Origin of the sequence: Plantactinospora sp. KBS50 (assembly GCF_002285795.1) — a bacterium.
Taxonomy (GTDB): Bacteria; Actinomycetota; Actinomycetes; order Mycobacteriales; family Micromonosporaceae; genus KBS50.
In genome coordinates this window covers 4,287,257-4,306,943 of sequence record NZ_CP022961.1, presented here as the reverse complement: position 1 = coordinate 4,306,943, position 19,687 = coordinate 4,287,257, and the positions used below count along the sequence as shown (strand labels likewise).

At 70.0% G+C, this 19,687-nt stretch carries 16 protein-coding genes; 3 read left to right on the top strand and 13 right to left on the bottom strand.

Annotated features, from left to right (window positions below; genetic code table 11):
• Positions 1-23 precede the first annotated feature (23 nt).
• Complete coding sequence (locus CIK06_RS18480) at positions 24-701, top strand: TioE family transcriptional regulator (protein WP_232533711.1); 678 nt, start codon at positions 24-26, stop codon at positions 699-701.
• 75 nt (positions 702-776) lie between these two features.
• On the opposite strand, the gene CIK06_RS18475 is transcribed toward CIK06_RS18480, so the two are convergent.
• The 10 genes from CIK06_RS18475 to CIK06_RS18435 all read right to left on the bottom strand — a co-directional run bounded on the left by CIK06_RS18475 (position 777) and on the right by CIK06_RS18435 (position 11,198).
• Entirely contained in the window at positions 777-1,808 is a 1,032-nt protein-coding gene (locus tag CIK06_RS18475) for a formylglycine-generating enzyme family protein (protein ID WP_198347939.1), read from the bottom strand.
• Entirely contained in the window at positions 1,801-3,225 is a 1,425-nt protein-coding gene (locus CIK06_RS18470) for a sulfatase (RefSeq protein ID WP_198347938.1), read from the bottom strand. The genes CIK06_RS18475 and CIK06_RS18470 overlap by 8 nt, the downstream gene beginning before the upstream one ends.
• A 53-nt stretch (positions 3,226-3,278) precedes the next feature.
• Entirely contained in the window at positions 3,279-4,832 is a 1,554-nt protein-coding gene (locus CIK06_RS18465) for an arylsulfatase (protein ID WP_095565888.1), read from the bottom strand.
• 82 nt (positions 4,833-4,914) lie between these two features.
• Positions 4,915-5,337 (bottom strand): DUF202 domain-containing protein, encoded by a 423-nt coding sequence (locus CIK06_RS29550; protein WP_157756845.1) that lies wholly within the window; start codon positions 5,335-5,337, stop codon positions 4,915-4,917.
• Positions 5,334-5,759 carry a YidH family protein gene (locus CIK06_RS18455; protein WP_095565887.1) on the bottom strand — a complete coding sequence of 142 codons (426 nt, stop codon included), beginning with the start codon at positions 5,757-5,759 and terminating at the stop codon, positions 5,334-5,336. Before CIK06_RS18455 ends, CIK06_RS29550 begins: the two co-directional genes overlap by 4 nt.
• Positions 5,756-7,594, bottom strand: coding sequence for an ABC transporter ATP-binding protein (locus CIK06_RS31955; protein ID WP_255408509.1), 1,839 nt, complete (start codon positions 7,592-7,594; stop codon positions 5,756-5,758). The genes CIK06_RS18455 and CIK06_RS31955 overlap by 4 nt, the downstream gene beginning before the upstream one ends.
• Positions 7,516-7,827, bottom strand: a complete 312-nt coding sequence (locus CIK06_RS32545; protein ID WP_255408508.1) for an ATP-binding cassette domain-containing protein — start codon at positions 7,825-7,827, stop codon at positions 7,516-7,518. Before CIK06_RS32545 ends, CIK06_RS31955 begins: the two co-directional genes overlap by 79 nt.
• Positions 7,824-8,693, bottom strand: coding sequence for an ABC transporter permease (locus CIK06_RS18445; RefSeq protein WP_095565886.1), 870 nt, complete (start codon positions 8,691-8,693; stop codon positions 7,824-7,826). Before CIK06_RS18445 ends, CIK06_RS32545 begins: the two co-directional genes overlap by 4 nt.
• A gap of 1 nt (position 8,694) precedes the next feature.
• Entirely contained in the window at positions 8,695-9,642 is a 948-nt protein-coding gene (locus tag CIK06_RS18440; RefSeq protein ID WP_095565885.1) for an ABC transporter permease, read from the bottom strand.
• A 2-nt stretch (positions 9,643-9,644) separates the two neighbouring features.
• On the bottom strand, positions 9,645-11,198 hold the full coding sequence (locus CIK06_RS18435; RefSeq protein ID WP_157756844.1) for an ABC transporter substrate-binding protein: 1,554 nt from the start codon (positions 11,196-11,198) through the stop codon (positions 9,645-9,647).
• Positions 11,199-11,343: 145 nt separating this feature from the next.
• On the opposite strand from CIK06_RS18435, the gene CIK06_RS18430 reads away from it, so the two are divergent.
• Positions 11,344-12,759 carry a sulfatase gene (locus tag CIK06_RS18430; RefSeq protein ID WP_095565883.1) on the top strand — a complete coding sequence of 472 codons (1,416 nt, stop codon included), beginning with the start codon at positions 11,344-11,346 and terminating at the stop codon, positions 12,757-12,759.
• 4 nt (positions 12,760-12,763) lie between these two features.
• A complete protein-coding gene (locus CIK06_RS18425; RefSeq protein WP_095565882.1) occupies positions 12,764-13,951 on the top strand; it encodes an ROK family transcriptional regulator in 1,188 nt (395 codons plus the stop codon).
• A gap of 413 nt (positions 13,952-14,364) precedes the next feature.
• Here the strand turns inward: CIK06_RS18425 and CIK06_RS18420 are convergent, their stop codons facing one another.
• The 3 genes from CIK06_RS18420 to CIK06_RS18410 all read right to left on the bottom strand — a co-directional run bounded on the left by CIK06_RS18420 (position 14,365) and on the right by CIK06_RS18410 (position 19,686).
• Positions 14,365-15,309, bottom strand: a complete 945-nt coding sequence (locus CIK06_RS18420) for an AraC family transcriptional regulator (protein WP_198347936.1) — start codon at positions 15,307-15,309, stop codon at positions 14,365-14,367.
• A gap of 401 nt (positions 15,310-15,710) precedes the next feature.
• The gene (locus CIK06_RS18415; RefSeq protein ID WP_095565880.1) at positions 15,711-16,340 is read right to left on the bottom strand and encodes a hypothetical protein; all 630 of its coding nucleotides are present in this window, start codon (positions 16,338-16,340) and stop codon (positions 15,711-15,713) included.
• A 208-nt stretch (positions 16,341-16,548) separates the two neighbouring features.
• Entirely contained in the window at positions 16,549-19,686 is a 3,138-nt protein-coding gene (locus tag CIK06_RS18410) for a non-ribosomal peptide synthetase (RefSeq protein WP_157756843.1), read from the bottom strand.
• Between the last annotated feature and the right edge of the window lies 1 nt (position 19,687).

Genomic DNA, 19,687 nt, shown 5'->3' with positions numbered 1-19,687 from the left:
CTCAAACCGAGAGGTACCGGCCGGTGGATCTGGCGCGGGCACACGGGCTGTCCGCGCAGGCGGTCCGCAACTACGAGCAGGCCGGGATGATCCCGCCCGCCGACCGAACGGCGAGCGGCTACCGGGTCTACACCGACGACCATGCGGGTGCGCTGGCCGCCTACGTAGCGCTCATCGCGGGATACGGCTACCGGGCCGCCGGCGAGATCATGAAATCCGTGCTCGGCGGCGACCTCCCGACGGCGCTGGCCGTGCTCGACGCCGCTCACGTACAGCTTCACCGTGACCGGGAGACCGTGGAACGAGTCGCCTCAGCGGTCGTCCTGCTCGTCTCCGGCCCGCCAGCCACGCTGGCCCCCGAGGAGCCCGTCTCGATCGGAGTCCTCGCCCATCGGCTCGCTGTCACCCCGGCCACGCTGCGCAAATGGGAACGAGTCGGCATCCTGACCCCGGCCCGGTCACGGACCGCGCGCGTCTACTACTCCGACGACGTACGCGACGCCGAGCTCGCCCACCTGCTGCGCCGAGGTGGCTACCCGCTGGAGCACATCGCGACCGTGATCGCGCAGGTCCACGCTGCCGGCGGCCCGGGACCGCTCGCTGCCTCGATCGATCAGTGGCGTGAGCGGATCACGGCCCGCGGCCGGGCAATGCTCACCGGCTCGGCCCGCCTCGCGGACTATCTGTCTCCCTCGATCTGACGCAGAACAATGCGTGCAGACACCAGCCCACGCCGGGAGCACAGAAAAAGGGCCGGCCTGCGCTCGCCGGCCTTCCTACTTGCTCCTGGTACGGAAGCCGGTGTTTCCCATCGACGAGTCCGGGGTGTTGGCGGAGCGTGCGGAGTTGCGGTAGCGGTTGCAGTAGGAGTCGTGGCAGAGGTACGAGCCGCCCCGCAGGACGCGTTGCTGTCCGTCCTCGGGGCCGGTGGGGTTCACCGGTGGCGACGCGGTGTAGTAGGCGCTGTCGTACCAGTCGGCGCACCACTCCCAGACGTTGCCGACAGGTTGCCACAGGCCGTAGGCGTTCGGTTGGTAGGTGCGGACCGGGGCGGTGGCGAGCCAGCCGTCCTCGCCGGTGTTGTGTCGCGGGAATCTGCCCTGCCAGATGTTGCACGGCCAGTCCGGGCCGACCTCGTCGCCCCACGGATAGCGGGCGCCGTCGATGCCGCCGCGGGCGGCGCACTCCCATTCCGCCTCGGTGGGCAGCCGCCGGTCGGCCCAGGCGCAGTAGGCCGTCGCGTCGTTCCAGCTGACGTGCACGACCGGATGTTCCTCCAGGCCGTCCACCGTCGAGCGGCGACCGCCGGGGTGTGCCCAGTCCGCCCCCCGCACGCCCCACCACCACGGGGTGCCGCCGGCCGGCCCGATCACGTCGTCCGGGTCGGCGGACACGGCGAGGTGGAACACGGCGGAGAATCCGAAGGTCTCCGCCTCGGTGACGTAGCCGGTGTCGGCGACGAAGGCGGAGAAGTCGCGAATCGTGACGGTGGTGGCGTCCATGCTGAACGGGCTCACGGTGACGGCGTGCACCGGGGTTTCGCCGTCACCGTGCCGGTCGTCGTCGTGGGTGTCGCCCATCATGAAGGTCTGACCGGGTATCCGACACTGCTCGATCCGGTGCCGGCGCTCCCGCGGCGCCGCGCCGTCGTCGGACGGACGGCGCGGCTCGTCGGCGGACGGGTGGTGCGCGCCGTCGGGTGACGGGCGGAGCGCGCCGTCGGGGGACGGGCGATGCGGGTCGGTCCGCGGTGGGGGTGACGGTGGCTCCTGCCCCCGCGAGGGGGTGCAGCAGCTGTGCTCAGACATGCGTCGGCTTCGGTTGGCTGGGATGGGGCGAGTCCGCCACCGCCTGCTGCGCCCGCCACATCTGTGCCTTCAACTCCTCGCGGATCTCGGCGTAGGCGGGGTCGTCGTACACGTTGCGGAGCTCCTGCGGGTCGGCCGTCAGGTCGTAGAGTTCCCACTCCGGCGGGTAGGTGAAGGGCCCGCAGCCGGGCAGCCCCATCCCGTCGTTGTAGAAGTAGATGATCTTGTGGGTGGCGGTCCGGTACCCGTAGTGGGCGGGTGCCTTGTGGAAGACGTCGTCGTGCTCCCAGTACCGGTAGTACATCCCGGGACGCGGGCTGCCGTCGGTGCCGAGGAGTTCCGGGAAGAAGCTTGAGCCCTGCATGCGGGGGTGGTGTGGCACTCCGGCGGCGTCGAGCACGGTCTGGGCGAGGTCCACGTTCGTGACGATCCCGTCGAAGACCTGCCCACCCGACATGCGGCGCGGGTAGCTGAGCACCAGCGGCATCCGGAGCGACTCCTCGTACATGAATCGCTTGTCGAACCAGCCGTGCTCGCCGAGGAAGAAGCCCTGGTCGGAGGCGTACATCAGCAGAGTGTCGGCGAAGTCGCCGCGTTCCCGCAGGAAATCGATGACCCGTCCCACGTTCTCGTCGACCGAGGCGACGCAGGCGAGGTAGTCCTCCATGAACCGCTGGTACTTCCAGAGCGCGAGTTCCTCGTAGTCGAGCCCGTCCGGCGGGGTCTGCTTGAGGTCCTCGACGTTGAGGTTCTCCACCATCCGCATGGCGGCCCGGCGGGCGGAGGCGGACCGGGTCCGGTAGTCGTCGTCGAAGGTCTCCGGCAGCGGAATCGGGTCGCGGTACATGCCCTCGTGCCGGGGGTGCGGCTGCCACGGCCGGTGCGGCGACTTGTGATAGATCAACACGCACCAGGGGTCGTCGCCGTCGAGTCCGTCCACCCAGTCCAGCGCCAGGTCGGTGATCAGGTCCGTGGTGTAGCCGGGTACCTGGCGCAGGCCGTCCCGGGAGAGGAACATGGGGTCAAAGTATTCACCTTGTTCGATGAGTACGTCCCAGTAGTCGAAGCCCTGCGGGTCGTGTCCCGCGCCGTCGCCCATGTGCCACTTTCCGATCATCGCGGTGCGGTAGCCGGCCTCCCGCAGCTGGGTGATGAAGGTGGGCTGGCTCGCGTCGATCGGCGTCACGAGCGTGGTCACGCCGTTGATGTGGCTGTAGGTGCCGGTGAGGATGGAGGCCCGGCTCGGGGAGCAGAGCGAGTTGGTCGCGAAGCAGTTGTCCAGCCGCCATCCCTCTGCCGCGATCTCGTCGATGCGCGGGGTGCGGTTCACGACCGAGCCGTAGGCGCTGATGGCCTGTGCGGCGTGGTCGTCGGTGAGGATCATGATGATGTTGGGGCGGCGCTGGTTCGTCGTCACGGGGGCTTTCCCTCTCTGCGTTGCTCGTGCTGACTGCAGGACGCGGCGTTCGGTCAACCCCCGTGGGCGCTGACGATGCCGCGCAACTTCTCCCAGGGGATGACGCCGACGGAGCGGGCCCAGTCGTCCCACCGGGCGGCGAGGTCCGCCACGACCTCCGGCCGCCGGTCGGCCAGGTCGATCAGCTCCGAGCGGTCGACCGACATGTCGTACAGCTCCCAGGGCCGGCCGGCCTCCCGGACGATCTTCCAGCGTCCGGCGCGGGCGGCGGCGTTGCCGACGTGCTCCCAGAAGAGGGGGTGGTCGCTCTGGTCCGGCGCACCGCGCAGCGTCGGCAGCATCGACACGCCGGCGGCGTCGGCGGCGGGTGTTCCGCTGACCGCGCAGATCGTGGCCAGGATGTCGGTGAGCTGGAAGGCGTCGTTCACCACCTGCCGCTCAGCGAGGCCACCGGCCGGCCAGGAGGCGATGAACGGGGTGGCGATGCCGCCCTCGTGCACCCAACGCTTGTAGAAGCGGAACGGGGTGTTGGAGAGGTTGGCCCAGGCCCGACCGTAGCTGGTGTAGGTGTCCGCCGGGCCCGGACGGATCTGCGGCCGGTTGCCGATGGACATCGCCCGGCCGTCGGGAGTACGCGACGGCTGCCGGCGGTGGAAGTGCGGTGCGTTCGGCGGGGGCAGTTCCTCGGCGCACGCCCCGTTGTCCGACAGGAACACCACCAGGGTGTTCTCGCGTACGCCGGCCTCATCGAGCGCATCGATCACCCGGCCGATGCCGGCGTCCATCCGTTGCACCTGCGCCGCGTAGGTGCTCATCCGGCGTGCCTCCCACTCCGGGTCGGCGACGTCCCGCCACGGCGGTTGCGTCGGATCCCGGTCGCTGAGCGCCGATTCGGTGCCGACGATGCCCAGTTCCCGCATCCGCCGGTGCCGGTCCGCCCGCAGTTCGTCCCAGCCCCGGTCGTAGACCCCCTCGTACGCCTGGATGTCCGACTCGGGGGCGTGCAGCGGCCAGTGCGGGGCGGTGTACGCCAGGTACAGGAAGAACGGCTGTTCGTCGCGGGCCGCGCTCCGCACGAAGCCGGCCGCGTGCTCGCTGACCGCGTCGGTGAGGTAGAAGTCCCCTTCGGGTACGGGACAGCGCCGCTCGCCGTGCCACAGGTTGCCGGGATGGAAGTAGCTGTCCGCGCCGGGCATGATCCCGTAGAACTCGTCGAAGCCTCGGCGGGTCGGCCAGGAGTGGTCCGGCTCGGCGGTGTTGCTGGACAGATGCCACTTGCCGGACAGGCAGGTGGCGTACCCGTCCTCCTTGAGGCGCTCGGCGACGGTCGGCACATCGGCGCGCAGCGTGCCCGGGTAGCCCCCGTACGGGGAGTGGTCGTCGGTCAGCACCCCGATGCCGGTCTGGTGTGGGTGGCGACCGGTGAGCAGGCTGGCCCGCGACGGGCTGCACCGGGCGGTGTTGTAGAAGGACGTGACCCGCACCCCCTCGGCGGCCAGGGCATCCAGGCGTGGGGTGTTGATCTCGCCGCCGAAGCAGCCGACGTCGGAGTAGCCGAGGTCGTCGGCGAGGATCACGACGATGTTCGTTCTGGCCGCGGGTGTCATGCCGCTCTCACCGCTTTCGTCTGTCCGGTTTCGTCTGTCCGGCGTGGCTGGGTGGTGCGCCCCCGGGCGTCCTGTCCGCTGTTCATCGGGGCGGGCGGGCCAGCAGCGCCACCAGGCTGGCCGCGCCGATGAGCATGGCCGCGGCCGCGGCGGCGGCGTTGGCGACCGCGATCCGGCCCGCCGGCCTGCCGGTACGCGTCCAGCGGCGGTAACGGCGGTGGGCGAGCAGGGCTCCCGCCGCCGCCACCAGGCAGGTGCTCGCGGCCGCCGCTGCCATCCACGGGCCGTACCAGGTGAGGAGCTGGCGGGCGACCAGCAGCCCCGCCACCGCCAGCGCGAGCGCCGTGCGGGACCAGGCCAGGGCCGTCCGTTCCGCCTGCAGGCCAGGGTCGCGGACGGCCCCGGTGTCGCGGTCGGCTCCGGTGTAGCGGTCGGCTCCCGCGGCCCGGTCGGCTCCGGTGTCCCGGCCGGCAGATCGCGGCACGGCGGCGATCCCGGTCCTCACAGCAGCACCGCGAGCACGATCAGGATTCCGATGACGACCACCGCGCCGACGAGGGGCATCGACAGCAGCGGCGACGGCAGGGGCTCGTCGCGGCGTAGCGCGCGTTCCCGGCGTACCCAGCCCAGCCATGCCGGCACCGGCATGGCGATGCCGGTGACGATCAGCAACGCCGCCGCGGCCGTCCGCAGGTGGGGATGGAGGCCCGGCCCGAACGCCGCCAACGCCACCCCACCGGCGATCAGGGCCAGTGCCGTCCGGATCCACGCGAGGAAGGTGCGTTCGTTGGCGAAGCTGAAGCGTACGTCCGGCTCGCGGCCGTGGGCATAGACGCTCGCCGGAAACCGCCGTGCCGGTTCGCCGACCCCGGACGCGGGCTGCGCCGCCTCCGGCACCAGGGTGTCATCGACCCGTCGGGCGGTCATCGGCCCGCACCGCCCGCCCCGCCGATGTGCGCCAGTTCGCCGGCGAAGTGGCAGGCGGCGAGTTGTCCGGTGCCGGTGGGAGCCAGCGCCGGGGGCGTGGTGGTGCAGATGTCCCGGCTCGGGTCGGCCTTGGGACCGATCGGGCAGCGGGTGCGGAACGGGCAGCCGGTCGGTGGGGAGGCCGGGCTGGGCAGGTCGCCGGTGAGCACGATGCGTTCGCGGTGTCGCGCGTCCACGTCGGGCTCCGGGGTGCTGGACAGCAGCGCCGCGGTGTACGGGTGCTGCGGCGACTCGTAGACCTGTTCGGCCGTTCCGGTCTCCACGATCCTGCCGAGGTACATGACCGCGACCCGGTCGCTGAGGTGCCGCACCACGGCGAGGTCGTGGGCGATGAACAGGTAGCCGAGGGAGAACTCGTCCCTGAGCTGTTCGAGCAGGTTGATGATCTGGGCCTGGATCGAGACGTCCAGGGCCGAGACCGGCTCGTCGAGGATCAGCATCTTCGGGCTGGCCGCCAGGGCGCGGGCGATGCCGATCCGTTGCCGCTGTCCGCCGGAGAAGGCGTACGGATAGCGGTCGAGATGGTCCCCGTCGAGCCCGACCCGTTCGAGCAGTTCCCGTGCGCGGGTGGCCAGGTCCGCTCCGGACACGCCGGCCTGGCCGAGCGCCTCCTCGATGGACTGTCCGATGGTGCGTCGCGGGTTGAGCGACGCGTACGGGTCCTGGAAGACGTACTGCACGGTGGCGGCGACGGTACGCAGGTCGCCCGGGCGCATGGCGGTCACGTCCCTGCCGGCGACCGTGACGCGACCCTCGGTGGGGCGGGTGATGCCGACGATGCTGCGCGACAACGTCGACTTGCCGCAGCCCGACTCCCCGACCAGACCCAGCGTCTCCCCGGACCGCACCTCCAGGGAGACCCCGTTGACCGCCCAGACGGGGGTGGTGCGGGACAACCTGCCGTGTCCCGACGCCACGTTGGTGCGCAGCCCGTCGACGTGCAGGATCGCCGGCTGACGGGTGTCGACGGCAGCGCGCGTGGACCGGCGTACCGGCAGCACCGCGATCTCGCCGCCGTCGCCACTGACCCAGCAGGCCGCGGCCCGGCCCGGGGCCACGGTGGCCAGCGGCGGCCGTTCGGTGTGGCATCGCTCGACCACCGCCGGGCAGCGGGGGGCGAAGCTGCAACCGGGTGGCAGGTCCGCCGGGTTCGGCGGGGATCCCGCGATCGCCGGCAACGGTTCGCGCCCTCCGGCGGACAGCCGGGGCACGGCCCGCAGCAGCGCGTAGGTGTAGGGGTGGCGCGGGTGCCGGAACACCTCCGCGGCCGGTCCCCGCTCGACGACCTGGCCCCCGTACATCACCAGGACGTCGTCGCAGAGTTGCGCCACGACGCCCATGTCGTGGGTGATGAGCACGATCGCGATGCCGAGATCCCGGCGCAGTTGCGCGAGGAGTTCGAGGATCTGTGCCTGGATGGTGACGTCCAGGGCCGTGGTGGGCTCGTCGGCGACGATGACCGAGGGCTTGTTCGCCAACGCGATGGCGATCACGACGCGCTGCCGCATACCGCCGGAGAACTCGTGCGGATACAGCTTGATCGTGCGCTCGACGTCGGGGATGCCGACCTGGCCGAGCAGCTCGCGGGCGCGGGCGCGCGCGGCGGTCCGGTCGACGCCGTGCACGAGCAGCGCCTCGACGATCTGGTCGCCGACGGTCATGACGGGGTTGAGCGCCGCCTGCGGGTCCTGGAAGATCATGGCGATCTGCCGGCCACGCAGGTCGCGCATCTGGTCTTCCGGGGCGTCCAGGACGTCGGTGCTGGCCAGCCGCACCGTACCGCCCTCGACCTGACCGGGGGCCGGAGCATCCGCATGATCGCCCGCGCGGTCACCGACTTGCCGGAGCCCGACTCGCCGACGACTCCCAGGATCTGTCCGGGCCGGACGTCGAAGCTGACGTCGTTGACCGCGCGAACCAGACCCGAGGGAGTGGGAAACGTGACGGTGAGTCCGTTGACGTCCAGTAGTGGTTCGCGGAGTTCTTCCGCTGCTGTGGCGTGGCTCATTTCCGGTTCACCGTCTCGTTCAGGGCGTCGGTGAGGAGGCTGAAGCCGAAGGCGAGGAGCAGGAGGATCACGATGGGTCCGATCACGTACGTGGGCGAATGCGTGATGTACCGCATGCCGGTGTTCAGCAACGCGCCGAGCGACGGCTCGGGTGGTTGGATGCCGAGCCCCACGATGCTGAGGCTGGCCTCGAAGAAGATCGTCTGTACCACGAAGACCGATCCGGCCACGATGATCGGGTCGACCGCGTTCGGCAGGATGTGCCGGATCATGATCTTCCACCGGCTCACGCCGAGGGTCCGGGCGGCCAGGACGTACTCCCGCTGCTGCTGGCTGAGCAGCGCGGAGCGGGCGAGCCGGCCGAAGATGGGCAGTCCGAGGATGATGACCGCCACCAGGATCGTGGTGGCACCGGTGCCGAGCACCAGGACGATCGAGATGCCGAGGATGAGTCCGGGGAAGCCGACGATGATGTCGAGGACCCGCTGCACGCCGCTGCCGAGCCAGCCGGCGACGAACCCCAACAGGCCCAGCAGCGTACCGATCACCATGGTCACCGGGACGGCGATGAAGACGAGGATGAGGTCGGTCCGCAGGCCGTAGACGCTGCGGTTCAGGATGTCCCGGCCGACCTCGTCGGTGCCGAAGAGATGCCGCGCGGAGAAGCCCTGAAAGGCGTCCGCGGACTGCTCGTCGTAGCCCTGCGGAAAGATCACCGGGGCGAGCAGGGCGGTGGCCGTGAGCAGCACGATGAGCAGTGTCGCCGCGGCTCCGCGCGGGGTACGCAGCGCCTGCAGGTACCTGCTGGCGCCCGGACGGAGGCGGCGCGGGGCCCGCCCGGACGTGGGTGCGGTGATGGCGACCATCTCAGGCCTCCAGACGGATTCGGGGATCGAGGGCGGCCAGGATGATCTCGGAGAGGAGTTGCAGCATGACGGCGATGAAGACGGCGGCCAGGATCAGCACCTGCACCACCAGGTAGTCGCGGGAGTCCACGCTGCTGACGGCGAGCGCACCGAGCCCGTTGCGGGCGAAGATCGCCTCGACCACGATCGCGCCGGCGAGCAGTTCGCCGATCCGCAGGCCGATCACCACCACGACGCTGCCGAGGCTGTTGCGCAGCACGTGCCTGCGGGTGATCCGGCGGCCCGGCACGCCCTTCGCCTTCGCCAGGTCGACGAAGTCCTCCGATCGGGTGGCCAGCATCGAGGTCTGTAACAGGCGGGCGATCACGGCCGCCTGTGGCAGGGCCAGCGCGATGGCGGGTAGCAGGAGGTACTGCAGGCCGAAGGAGGGGTTGTCGAAGACGCTCATCTCGCCGCTGACCGGCAGGACCGGCAGGACCACCCCGAGCAGGAGGATCAGCAGCATGCCGGTCAGGAACGGGGGAGCGGCCAGGAAGACGGTGTTGAAGCCGTCGATCACCAGCCGGGCGGCGGGCGACCGCCGCGCTCCGCCGAGGATGCCGAGCAGCAGCCCTATCGCGATCATGATGAGCGTGGCGAGTGCGGACAGTTGGAGGGTGCTGCCGATCCGGTTGGCGATCAGTTCACTGACCGGGCGGTGCAGGATGTAGGACTGGCCGAGGTCACCGTGCAGGAGACCGCCGACCCAGTTCAGGTACTGCTGCCACAACGGTTGGTTGAGACCGAGTTCGGCACGGATGGAGGCGATGACCTCCGGGGTGGGGTCCGGCCCGGCCAGCACCACGGCGGGGTCGCCGGGTGCCAGCCGGGGCAGCAGGAAGGCGATCATGCTGCTCGCGACCAGCACGAGAAGCACCGACGGCACCTTCCGGACCAGGAACTTGAGCATGCTCACTTCGTGATCGCCGCCTGTTCGAGCAGGATCGGCCCGCGGATCGTGCTCTCCACCCCGGTGATGGTGCTGCTGACCACGATCTGCGCCGGCGCCTGGACGATCGGCACGGACGGGAGTTCGTCCAGCAGGTAGCGGCTGAGCGCCGCGGTCGCGGGGCCGGCCTGGTCCGCCGGGGCGGCCAGCAGTTCGGCGCGCAGGTCCTGGTACTTCTGCGGCCAGAAGCCGTTCGCGTTCTTCGCGCGCAGCGGCGGCAGGGAGTTGATCAACGTGACCGGGCTGAGCCCGACCTGGCCGTGCAGCGACAGGTACGCCGCGCCGAGATCGCCGCGGGACTGCCCGGCGGAGAACGCGGGCTGGTCGACGGCCTTGGACACCGGCTTGAGACCGATCTCGGTCAGGTTGTTGGCGACGATGGAGTACATGGCGCGGACGATCGGGTTGGCGCCGTAGGTGATCGGCACCTCGGCCCCGGCCGCGCCGGCCTCGGCGACCAACTGCTTCGCACGCTCGGGGTCGTAGGTGTAGCGCCTGGTCAGCGTCTCGTCCACGCCCGGTGCCTTGGCGGACCAGAAGACGTTGGAGACCTCGCCGACTCCCGCGAGTACCTGCTTGTTGATCCGCTCGCCGTCGATGGCGTACGCGACGGCCTGCCGCACACGGACGTCGTCGAGGGGTGCGGTCGAGACGTTGAGCCCGAGGTTGTAGATGGTGCCGCCGGCCGGTAGCAGCCGATGCTGACCGGAGGCGAACGCCTGCGCGTCGGTGGGCGTGAGCCCGGAGGCCATCTGGGCCCGACCGCTGCGGACCGCGGAGATCTCGGCCGTCGCGTCGGTGGTCACGACGTACTCGATGCGGTCGAGGTTGACCTCGTCGACGTTCCAGTACCCGGGGTACTTGACCAGTTCGTACGAGGCGCCCTGTTTCCAGTTGCCGAAGGTGAACGGTCCGGTGCCGACGACCTGCGTGCCGTCCTTGAGGCCGGCCGCGGTTTCCTTGTCGATGATGAGCGTCTGGTCGAGGAACTCGAGCAGACTCGGCTGGGGTTCGCTCATCGTGACCGTCAGCTCGGTCGGGGACTTCACCGTGATCGAGGTGAAGCTTCGTGCGACGAATCCCAGGTTGGAGGCGTTCTGCGGGTCGGCCGCCTGTTCGAAGGTGTACTTGACGTCCTCGGCGCTCATCGCCCGCCCGGTGTGGAACGTGACGCCCTCGTGCAGGGTCAGTTCGATCGACAGGCCGTCCGACGCGATGTTCCAGCTGGTGGCGAGGACCGGCTTCGGCTCCCGGGTGTCCGGGTCGATCTGGAGGACCGGCTGGAAGACGTTGTTGATCCACGGATAGTTGCGCTCAAGCGTGCCGAAGATGCCGCTGGGCAGCGCGTCGAGCGCCACCGCGTACGTGATCGTGCCGCCCTTGACCGCTTCGGCGCTCGCGCCGCCGTTCCGGGCCGAGGTGCAGCCGCCGGCGGTCAGGGCGAGGGCGGCGGCGAGCGAGCCGACGGCCAGTAGGCGACGGCGGGAGATGGACGAAGAGCGGACCGGCGAGCTCATGGGACTCCTCGGGGTGGGGGATTTCGAGGATTTACTTTCGCAGGTTGGGAAATTAACATCGTCGCAATAGCCCGTCAATCCCCTCCGCGTCGCCCCGGTCTCCCACCCGGACCGGGTGCGGAGCCGTCCCGCAGAAGGCTCGCTCATGCCCCTGAACATCCTGCTGCTGACCGCCGACGACATGGACTTCCACACCCCGGGACCGTTCGGCGGACCGCCGGGGGTGACGCCTGCCCTGGACCGGCTGGCCGCGACGGGCATGACCTTCCACCGGGCGCACGTCGTGGCGGCGGTCTGCCAGCCGAGCCGGTCGGCGATCATGTCGGGAAAGCTGCCGCACCGAAACGGCGCCGAGGGTTTCGAGCCGATCGCCGAGGACGTCCGGGTGCTCACGGACCTGCTCCGACCCGCCGGATACCTCGCCGGCATCCTCGGCAAGGTCGACCACCTGCAACCCGTCGAGAAGTTCGGCTGGGACCTGACCCGCACCATGCAACAACTGGGGCTCGGGCGTGACCCCCACGCCTACGGACGGGCGACGGCCGAGTTCATCGACGACGCCACGCGCCAGGATCGACCCTGGTTCCTGATGGCCAACGCGCACGACCCGCACCGACCGTTCCACGGCAGCGCGGCCGAGGCCGCGAAGTGGACCCCCGAACAGCTCGCCGCCGTGCCGGCCCCGTCCCGGACCTACTCCGCCGGGACCCACCCCGTCCCTGGCTTCCTCCCCGACCTGCCCGACGTACGCACCGAGGTCGCCGAGTACCTCAGCTCGTCGCGGCGCTGCGACGACGTGGTGTCCGCCGTGCTGACCGCGCTGCGGGACAGCGGCCAGGCCGACCGCACGGTCGTCGTCTTCCTCTCCGACAACGGCATGGCGTTCCCCTTCGCCAAGGCCAACTGCTACCTGCAGAGCACCCGGACCCCGCTCGTCATCCGGTGGCCCGGGGTCACCCGGCCCGGGTCGAGGGACGAGGACACCCTGTTCACCACCCTCGACCTGCTGCCCACCCTCTGCGACGCGGCCGAGGTCGACCCGCCCGGGGACGTCGACGGCGCCTCGCTGCTGCCGCTCCTGCGAGACGGTACGGACGCCCGCGAGCACGGGCCGATCGTGACCGTCTTCCACGAGACGTCGGCCAAGCGCCGGTTCGAGATGCGGTGCGTGCAGGACCGCCGGTACGGCTACATCTGGAACGCGTGGTCGGACGGGGAACAGCAGTACGTCGCGGAGAACATGGACGGGCTGACCTGGGCGGCGATGGAACGCGCCGCCGCCGGGGACCATGCCGTGCGGCAGCGGGTCGAACTCTATCGGCAGCGCGTACCGGAGGAACTCTACGACCTCGACGCGGACCCCCACTCCCAGCGCAACCTGGTCGCCCAGCCGGGCGTGCGTCCCGTCCTGGACGCCATGCGGGCCATCCTGAGCGAGTGGATGGATCGGCACGCGGATCCACTTCTCGACCGCTACCCGTACGCGACGCGACCCGGCGCAACGCAACGACCGTCCCCGATCGAGGGTGGTACCCGTTCGGCGCAAGACTGCGAAGATTAGTCCCATGGGAGCGCCACGCAGGTTCTCTGCGACCACCTTCGAGCAACTCGGCCACCACGACCGGGCCATCATGCGGCTCCTGCGCGACCTCGGACCCTGCTCGCGAACCACACTCGCCGCGGAGATGGAGGTCTCCTCCACCACGATCACCAAGACCGTCGCGCCGCTGATCGCCCGCGGCTACATCGAAGAACAGGTCACCGCCGCCGAGACACGGGTGGGGCGCCCGGCGATTCCCCTGGCTGCGGTGCCCGACGCCGCCACCGTGTGCGGCGTGCAACTCGGTGTCGGAGTGGTCAACCTCGGCCTCACCAACGCCCGCGCCGAGACGCTCACCGAGGACTCGTTCGCCTTCGATCCCGCCACCGACCCCACCGTCGTCCTCGACAAGGTGACCACCGCGATCGAGAAGCTGCTGGCCGAGGCGGAGAGCGCGCCCTGCCTCGCCATCGGCGTCGCGGCGCCGGGTCCCGTCGACACCAAACGGCGTACCAACCTGATGTCGGTGCACCTCGGCTGGCGCCACGTACCCATCGCCGATCTCCTCGAAGCACGGCTCAACATCCCGGTCTTCGTGGACCACAACGTGCGCGCGATGGCACTCGCCGAGACCCTCTACGGCCGCCACGACGTACGGGACCTGGCGTACGTGCACATCAAGACGGGACTCGGGCTGGGTCTGGTCCTGGACCGCAAACCCTTCTACGCCGGCATCCACGGGCTCAGCGAACTCGGCCACGTACGCGCGGTGAGCAGCGGACGTACCTGCGCGTGCGGGGCCCGGGGCTGCCTGGAGACGGTCGTCTCCGAGACCAGCCTGCTGGACAGCGCGATCGGCGCAGGCATCATGCCGCAGGACGGGGCGCCCCCGACGTCCCCGCTGGCCGTCGTGGAAGCCCTGGCGGCGGCGGGCGACGACGCGGCCCGGCGGATCCGCGCCGAACTCGTACAGCACCTGGCGGCGGCCCTGGCCAACGTGGTGAACCTCTTCAACCCCCAGCTCATCCTGCTCGGCGGCATGTTCGAGGCCGCGTCCGAGTCGCTGATGGACGATGTCCATGCCGCCACGAGATCAGCCGTCTACCCCGTCCTCCGCGACGAGTTCCGGATCAGACGGCCATCACTGCGTACCCCCGGCGTCGTCGGCGGCGCGGCACTGGCCCTGGAAGAGGTCTTCTACGGCAGCCGCTGACCGGACGCTCGCCCCCACCCGCGCGGGGCCGACCCTGATCGGCCGATCGGGTCTTGACCACGTCGAATGCCTTCGGTGAGCGCCGAATGCGAGACAGAGCCGTTGGATCCACGGGCCGATGCTGGTTTGGCTGCGACCTGATCACCCCGTGACAAGTGTGTGCAGGAGGTGCATAGCCTTGTCTAACACGTTTAGGACCGGCCGAGGATTGCTGGCGGCTACGCACATCAATAACGAAATACGAGGGGGCACGGTGACCGTGACGTGAATCTGGACGCATGAACGCGCCGGCGGGTGATCCAACCGCGGGACGTGATGCTTTTTGTTGCTGTCCACGGAGGATAATTCGGTGGCGGTTGTCTTCCTGGCGGGGAAGACGAGCCCGCGACCCACACTCGCCAATCGGGGGCGGATCACAGCGGATCGGTGTGTAGACGGAACTCCTTGGGCGACACCCCGAACTGCTTCTTGAAATCCCGGGCAAACTGGTCGGAGCGACCGTAGCCGTGGCTGGTGTGGACCGCTTTTATGGTCATCGCCCTGGCCCTCGGGTCATGCAACGTGTCACGGCACGCGTTCAGACGCACTTGCTTGAGCAGCTGCATCGGAGTGATCTCCGCTTCTTGGCAGATCTTGTGGAGGGAGCGTAGTGAAATGTTCGCCGCATCGGCAACGCGTTGCAGGTCGAGCGTTGCGTCGGCGTGGTGTTGATGAATGGTGCTGCGGATGCAGGCCAGGCGAAGAGCGCGAAGGGTTGCTGATCTTATCTCGTTACATGTCCCGACTCGTTGACTGATCATCTCGACCGCGTAGTCGTGCAGGATGGATTCGGTCGCGAACTCGTCAGTGTGTTCCGTGCTGTCGGCCAAATTGATCAGTAATTGCGTGATAAAGCTGTAGCCATGTAAGTTTCTGGGTAACAGCCTGCCGGCATATGGTTGGATCAATTTTGGAGGTATCGGAACCATGGCTTTCGGGATGGACAACAGGATCACCCGCATCCCGGTCGGGTTGGTCGAATTTATGCTGTGTTGCGGTAGGGACGGGTCATAGAGGGCAAGATCCCGTGGCCGGAAGACAATTTGGTTACCCGCTTGTTCCTCGAAATGTCCGCCGTTCACGCTGAGATAAATCTGATAGCACTCCGGATCGAAGGACCTGATCAGGTCTTTGGTGCGTCGCGCTTCGACCTCTGAGCCTGCGGCAAAGCTAAGCGACTCGATGGTGAGGTTGCCGAATCGGACAACCGACATCGCCGCGAGCAGATGGCTGAGCCTGCGCCCATGGATCTGGAAGGGGCAGAGTTCGGAAGTGGCGCCTTCGCGATAGTGTTCGTAACTGTCGAGTGGATGGATCAACCTTGTGTCGTAGCGCCAAAACACTGTCGTCCCCTCCGTGTCCAAATTGGCTGTGTGCCAATTAAACCCGACGTGTTCATCCGCAGAGTTGACTGTGAGCGCACAGTCCGGCGCGTGGCGATGCTGCCGAGGTGAAGCTCAGTCCCGGCGCCACCGCGATGATGGCCGGTGAATGTGGGCAGCGTCTGGGGGCTGCCCAGCCGTGCCCGCAACCAGTTGGGCGGCGGACAGGCGCAGCGCCAGCTCACGGTGCCCAGGCGTGGCGGAGCCCTCGTGGTGGTCCGAACGCGGGAACGCCGCGTGCATGGCGAAGGGCGGCAGCAGGCGTGTGGTGAGGACTGGCTGAGAAGGGGTCGACGGTCGGGACGTCGACTCGCCGGTGATGTCGAAGCATCCTGGCGTCAGGTGTCCAGTGGTGCGCTGATCAGCAGGCGCCGGTCCACGGCGGCGGCGAACGGATCGGCCAGTTCGACGGCGAAGTCCCGCACCCAGGAGTGCAAGGCGGTCAGGAAACCGACCAGGTCCCGCTGAACGGCATCCAGAAGCGTCGGCAGGCCATCGCACGGGATGTCGATGTGCTGCTCGCCTGGGCTGGGTGGTTGCCCTGGAAGGAGCTGATCCTTGTCCTTCCATACGCGCAGCACCCGTCCACGGTGCTCAACCAACACGTCGGGGTCGTGTCCGAGATAGATCACCTCTCCGTCGAGGACTCGCAGCCAGTCGCGCCACTCGTCAAGACCGACGCAGCAGCCGGGGTCGAGGACGACATCGCCGTCACTGATCCGCAGACCGCCGGGTGCGTAGTCCGCTTCATCAGAGGTCAAGTACCTTTCGATCGCTTCAGAGGCGTCCGTCGCAGTAATGGACAGGTCATCCGCGGTGACGCTGCGTGCGATCAACGTCCACACCACCGTTCCCACCTGCTGCGGCGTTGGCAGGCGCGGGATCGGGATGAAGGAGCCAGGTCTGTCGACTGTCCAGAACGGGCAGTCGGACGGACCACACTCCAGCACAGGCGTCATCGCGGTCATGGACCGAGGCTAGAACCCGTGGAGCAGTCCCTGCGACCGCATTGTCCCTTGTGCTTCCCGAGAGCGGTGGCGCGCGACGAGGCGTACCCCGGTCGCGTCGGCGCGGACCGAGTGCCCGCGGCAACGTCCGGACGTCACCGCGGGTCCATCGCGCCCGGCACCGCTTCACCTCGGGCCACACGAGGAAGCGGGGGACCGCTCGATCGGGTCAGCCGGGCCGGCCGGCGGCCATCGTGGCGGCCAGCCCGGCGACCGTCGGGTCGGAGAAGAGCGTCCGGATCGGCAGGTCGATGCCGTAGTCGGCGCGGATCCGGGCCATCAACCGGGCCGCCGTCAGCGAGTGTCCGCCGAGGGCGAAGAAGTTGTCCCGTACGCCGACCGGCGCCGGCAGCAACAGCAACTCGGCCACGATGGAGGCCAGTCGGGCCTCGACCGGTGTGCGCGGGGCGATCCGCTCCTGGCTCGCCGACGCGTTCCAGTCGGGCTCGGGCAGGCCGCGGTGGTCGACCTTGCCGCTGCGGGTGAGCGGCAGCGCGGGCAGCACCAGGTACGCGGCCGGGACCATGTAGTCGGGAAGCGTCTGCCGCAGGTGGTCGCTCAGCCCGGCGGGCGGCTGGTCGGCGCCGTCCGCGGTGACGAGGTAGCCGACGAGGCGTACGTCGTCACCGCCGCCACGCACCGACACCACGGCCTCGGCGACGTCGGGGTGGCTTCGTAGGGCCGCCTCGACCTCGCCGCTCTCGATCCGGTACCCGCGGATCTTGATCTGCCGGTCGGCCCTGCCGGCCAGCTCGATCCGGCCGGTCCGGCGCCACCGGCCGACGTCGCCGGTCCGGTACAGGCGGGCGCCCGGCCGTGGGCCGAACGGGTCGGGCCGGAAGCGGGCCGCGGTCATCCCCGGCGAATCGTGGTAGCCGTGGCCCACCCCGGCTCCGCCGATGTAGACCTCCCCGAAGACGCCGGGCGGGACCGGCCGCGCCCGGGCGTCGAGCACGTACAGCCGGGTCCCACCGATGATCGACCCGATCTCGATCGGGGCCGGCGAGCCGGCGACGGCGTCGCCGCCGGAGTAGATCGTCGTCTCGGTCGGGCCGTACAGGTTCCACACCCGCGCCCCCGGGCCGGCGGCCATCGCGTCGGCGAGGTCCCGGGGCAGCGGCTCCCCGGCGGTCATCCGCAGCGACACGGCCGCCGGGATGCCGCCGGCGTCGACAAGCATCCGCCAGCCGGCCGGCGTGGCCTGCATGGCGGTCGCTTCGCTGTCGATCAGCAGTTCGCGCAGTCGGGCCGGGTCCTTGACCTGTTCGGTGTCGGCGACCACGGCGCGTCCGCCGGCCAGTACCGGCGCGAGCAGCTCGACCAGGGCGATGTCGAACGCGAACGTCGACACGGCGACGAACCGGTCCCGCGGGCCGAGGGCCAGCTTCGGCGCGACCGCGTCGAGCAGCGCCGCGATGCCGCCCTGGGTCACGGTGACCGCCTTGGGCCGGCCCGTCGACCCGGAGGTGAAGATGGTCACGGCCGGGGCCAGCGGCGGCGGGTCGAGTACCGGCTCGGGCCCCGCGAGGTCCGCGGGGAGCGCGGCCAGGTCGACGACCGGTATCGGCGCCGCCGTCGGCGGGAGGGTCGGCGCGTCCGTGACGCCGCTGTCGAGCACGATCGCGGCCGCCCCGGCATCGGCCAGCATCATGGCGATGCGCTGTTGCGGATAGATCGGGTCCAGCGGTATGTAGGCCGCGCCGGTCGACCAGACGCCGAGGACCGTGGGCAGGAGCCGGGCGCCGCGGGGCAGCAGGATCGCCACCCGGTCGGCCGCGCCGACGCCCCGCCCGGCCAGCGCGGCGGCGATCCGCCGGGCCCGGTCGCGCACCTGCGCGCCGGTCAGCTCGCCGTCGCTGCCGGTGACGACGACCGCGTCGCCGGCACACGCGGCGTGCAGCCGGGCCACCGCGGTCGCGTCCGGGTCCAGGTGCGGGCCGCCGTCCGGCCAGCGGCTGGTGACCAGGTCCGACAGGTCGGGGGACATGATCTCCGCCTCGGCGACGACCCGGTCCGGATCGTCGACGAGGCAACGCAGGATCGCCTGGAAGCCGTCGGTCACGAGTTGCCCGGTCGCGTCGTGGAAGAGGTCGCTGTTGTAGTTGACCCGCACCTGGGGGCCGTCCGCCGCCTCGGTGACGGTCAGCTCGATCTCGAACTTCGCGGTGCCGTTCTCCACCAGCTCGGGTCGCCAGTGCAGCCCGCCGCGGTCGGGGACGGCCCAGGACTCCTCCATCGCGAACATCACCTGGGTGAGTGTGAACCGGGCCGGGTCGCGGTCGGGCCGCAGCGCCTCCACCACCCGCTCGAACGGCAGCTCCTGGTGGGCCAGGGCCCGCGCGGTCGCGCGGTGCACGGATCGCACCAGGTCACCGAGCGTGGCGTCCCGGTCGACCCGGATCCGCATCGGCACGGTGTTCATCAGCAGGCCGACCATCGTCTCCATCTCCGGCCGGGTCCGGGCGGCCATCGGTACGGCGATCATGAGATCGTCGGTGTCGGTCAGCCGGGACAACACGACCGCGTAGGCGGCCAGCAGGACGGCGAACACCGTGGTGCCCTGCTTGGCGGCGAGTTGCCGGAGCGCCTCGGCCAGCTCATTGTCCATTGTGGTGTGGATGGATCGGCCGGCGAAGGTCTGGCGGGCCGGGTACGGCTCGTCGGTCGGCAGCGACAGCGCCGACGGCGCGTCGGCCAACTCGTCCTGCCAGAACCGCAGGGCCGGCGCGTACCCGCCGTTCTCGGCGTGTTCGAGCTGCCAGACGGCGTAGTCGGCGTACTGGATCGCCGGTTCCGCGACGGCCGGGGCGCCGGCGCGGACGATGGCCTCGTAGTCGGTGGACAACTCGTCGAAGAGGACCCGGAACGACCAGCCGTCGGCCACGATGTGGTGGGCCACGACCGCGAGGACATGGGCCTGCGGCGACATCCGGACCAGCGTGGCCACCGCGAGCGGCCCGGCGGCCACGTCGAAGGTGATGCCGGCCATCTCGCGGATCAGCGCCCGGGCGGCCGGTACGCGTTCCTCCTCGGGCAGGTGCTCGACCGAGGTGATCAGCAGCGGCCGCGGATCCGGCTCGTCGTCGATGATCTGCACCGGCACGCCGGCCTCGTGGCGGAACGTGGTCTGCAGGGATTCGTGCCGGGCCAGGGCCGCGTCCCAGGCCGCCTGCAGCGCGTCGACGTCGAGCGGACCGTCCAGCCACACCGCCCAGGAGATGTTGTACGTGGGCAGGTCGGGGTCCATCTCGACCAGCAGCCACATCCGCCGCTGGGCGAACGACGTCGGGAGTTCGTATACAGCCACG

Bases quoted from the DNA above. Each gene is read 5' to 3' on its own strand.
- CIK06_RS18475 (WP_198347939.1), bottom strand. From the start codon at position 1,808: ATGTCTGAGCACAGCTGCTGCACCCCCTCGCGGGGGCAGGAGCCACCG.
- CIK06_RS18465 (WP_095565888.1), bottom strand. From the start codon at position 4,832: ATGACACCCGCGGCCAGAACGAACATCGTCGTGATCCTCGCCGACGAC.
- CIK06_RS18455 (WP_095565887.1), bottom strand. From the start codon at position 5,759: ATGACCGCCCGACGGGTCGATGACACCCTGGTGCCGGAGGCGGCGCAG.
- CIK06_RS32545 (WP_255408508.1), bottom strand. From the start codon at position 7,827: ATGAGCCACGCCACAGCAGCGGAAGAACTCCGCGAACCACTACTGGAC.
- CIK06_RS18445 (WP_095565886.1), bottom strand. From the start codon at position 8,693: ATGGTCGCCATCACCGCACCCACGTCCGGGCGGGCCCCGCGCCGCCTC.
- CIK06_RS18440 (WP_095565885.1), bottom strand. From the start codon at position 9,642: ATGCTCAAGTTCCTGGTCCGGAAGGTGCCGTCGGTGCTTCTCGTGCTG.
- CIK06_RS18435 (WP_157756844.1), bottom strand. From the start codon at position 11,198: ATGAGCTCGCCGGTCCGCTCTTCGTCCATCTCCCGCCGTCGCCTACTG.
- CIK06_RS18430 (WP_095565883.1), top strand. From the start codon at position 11,344: ATGCCCCTGAACATCCTGCTGCTGACCGCCGACGACATGGACTTCCAC.
- CIK06_RS18425 (WP_095565882.1), top strand. From the start codon at position 12,764: ATGGGAGCGCCACGCAGGTTCTCTGCGACCACCTTCGAGCAACTCGGC.
- CIK06_RS18415 (WP_095565880.1), bottom strand. From the start codon at position 16,340: ATGACCGCGATGACGCCTGTGCTGGAGTGTGGTCCGTCCGACTGCCCG.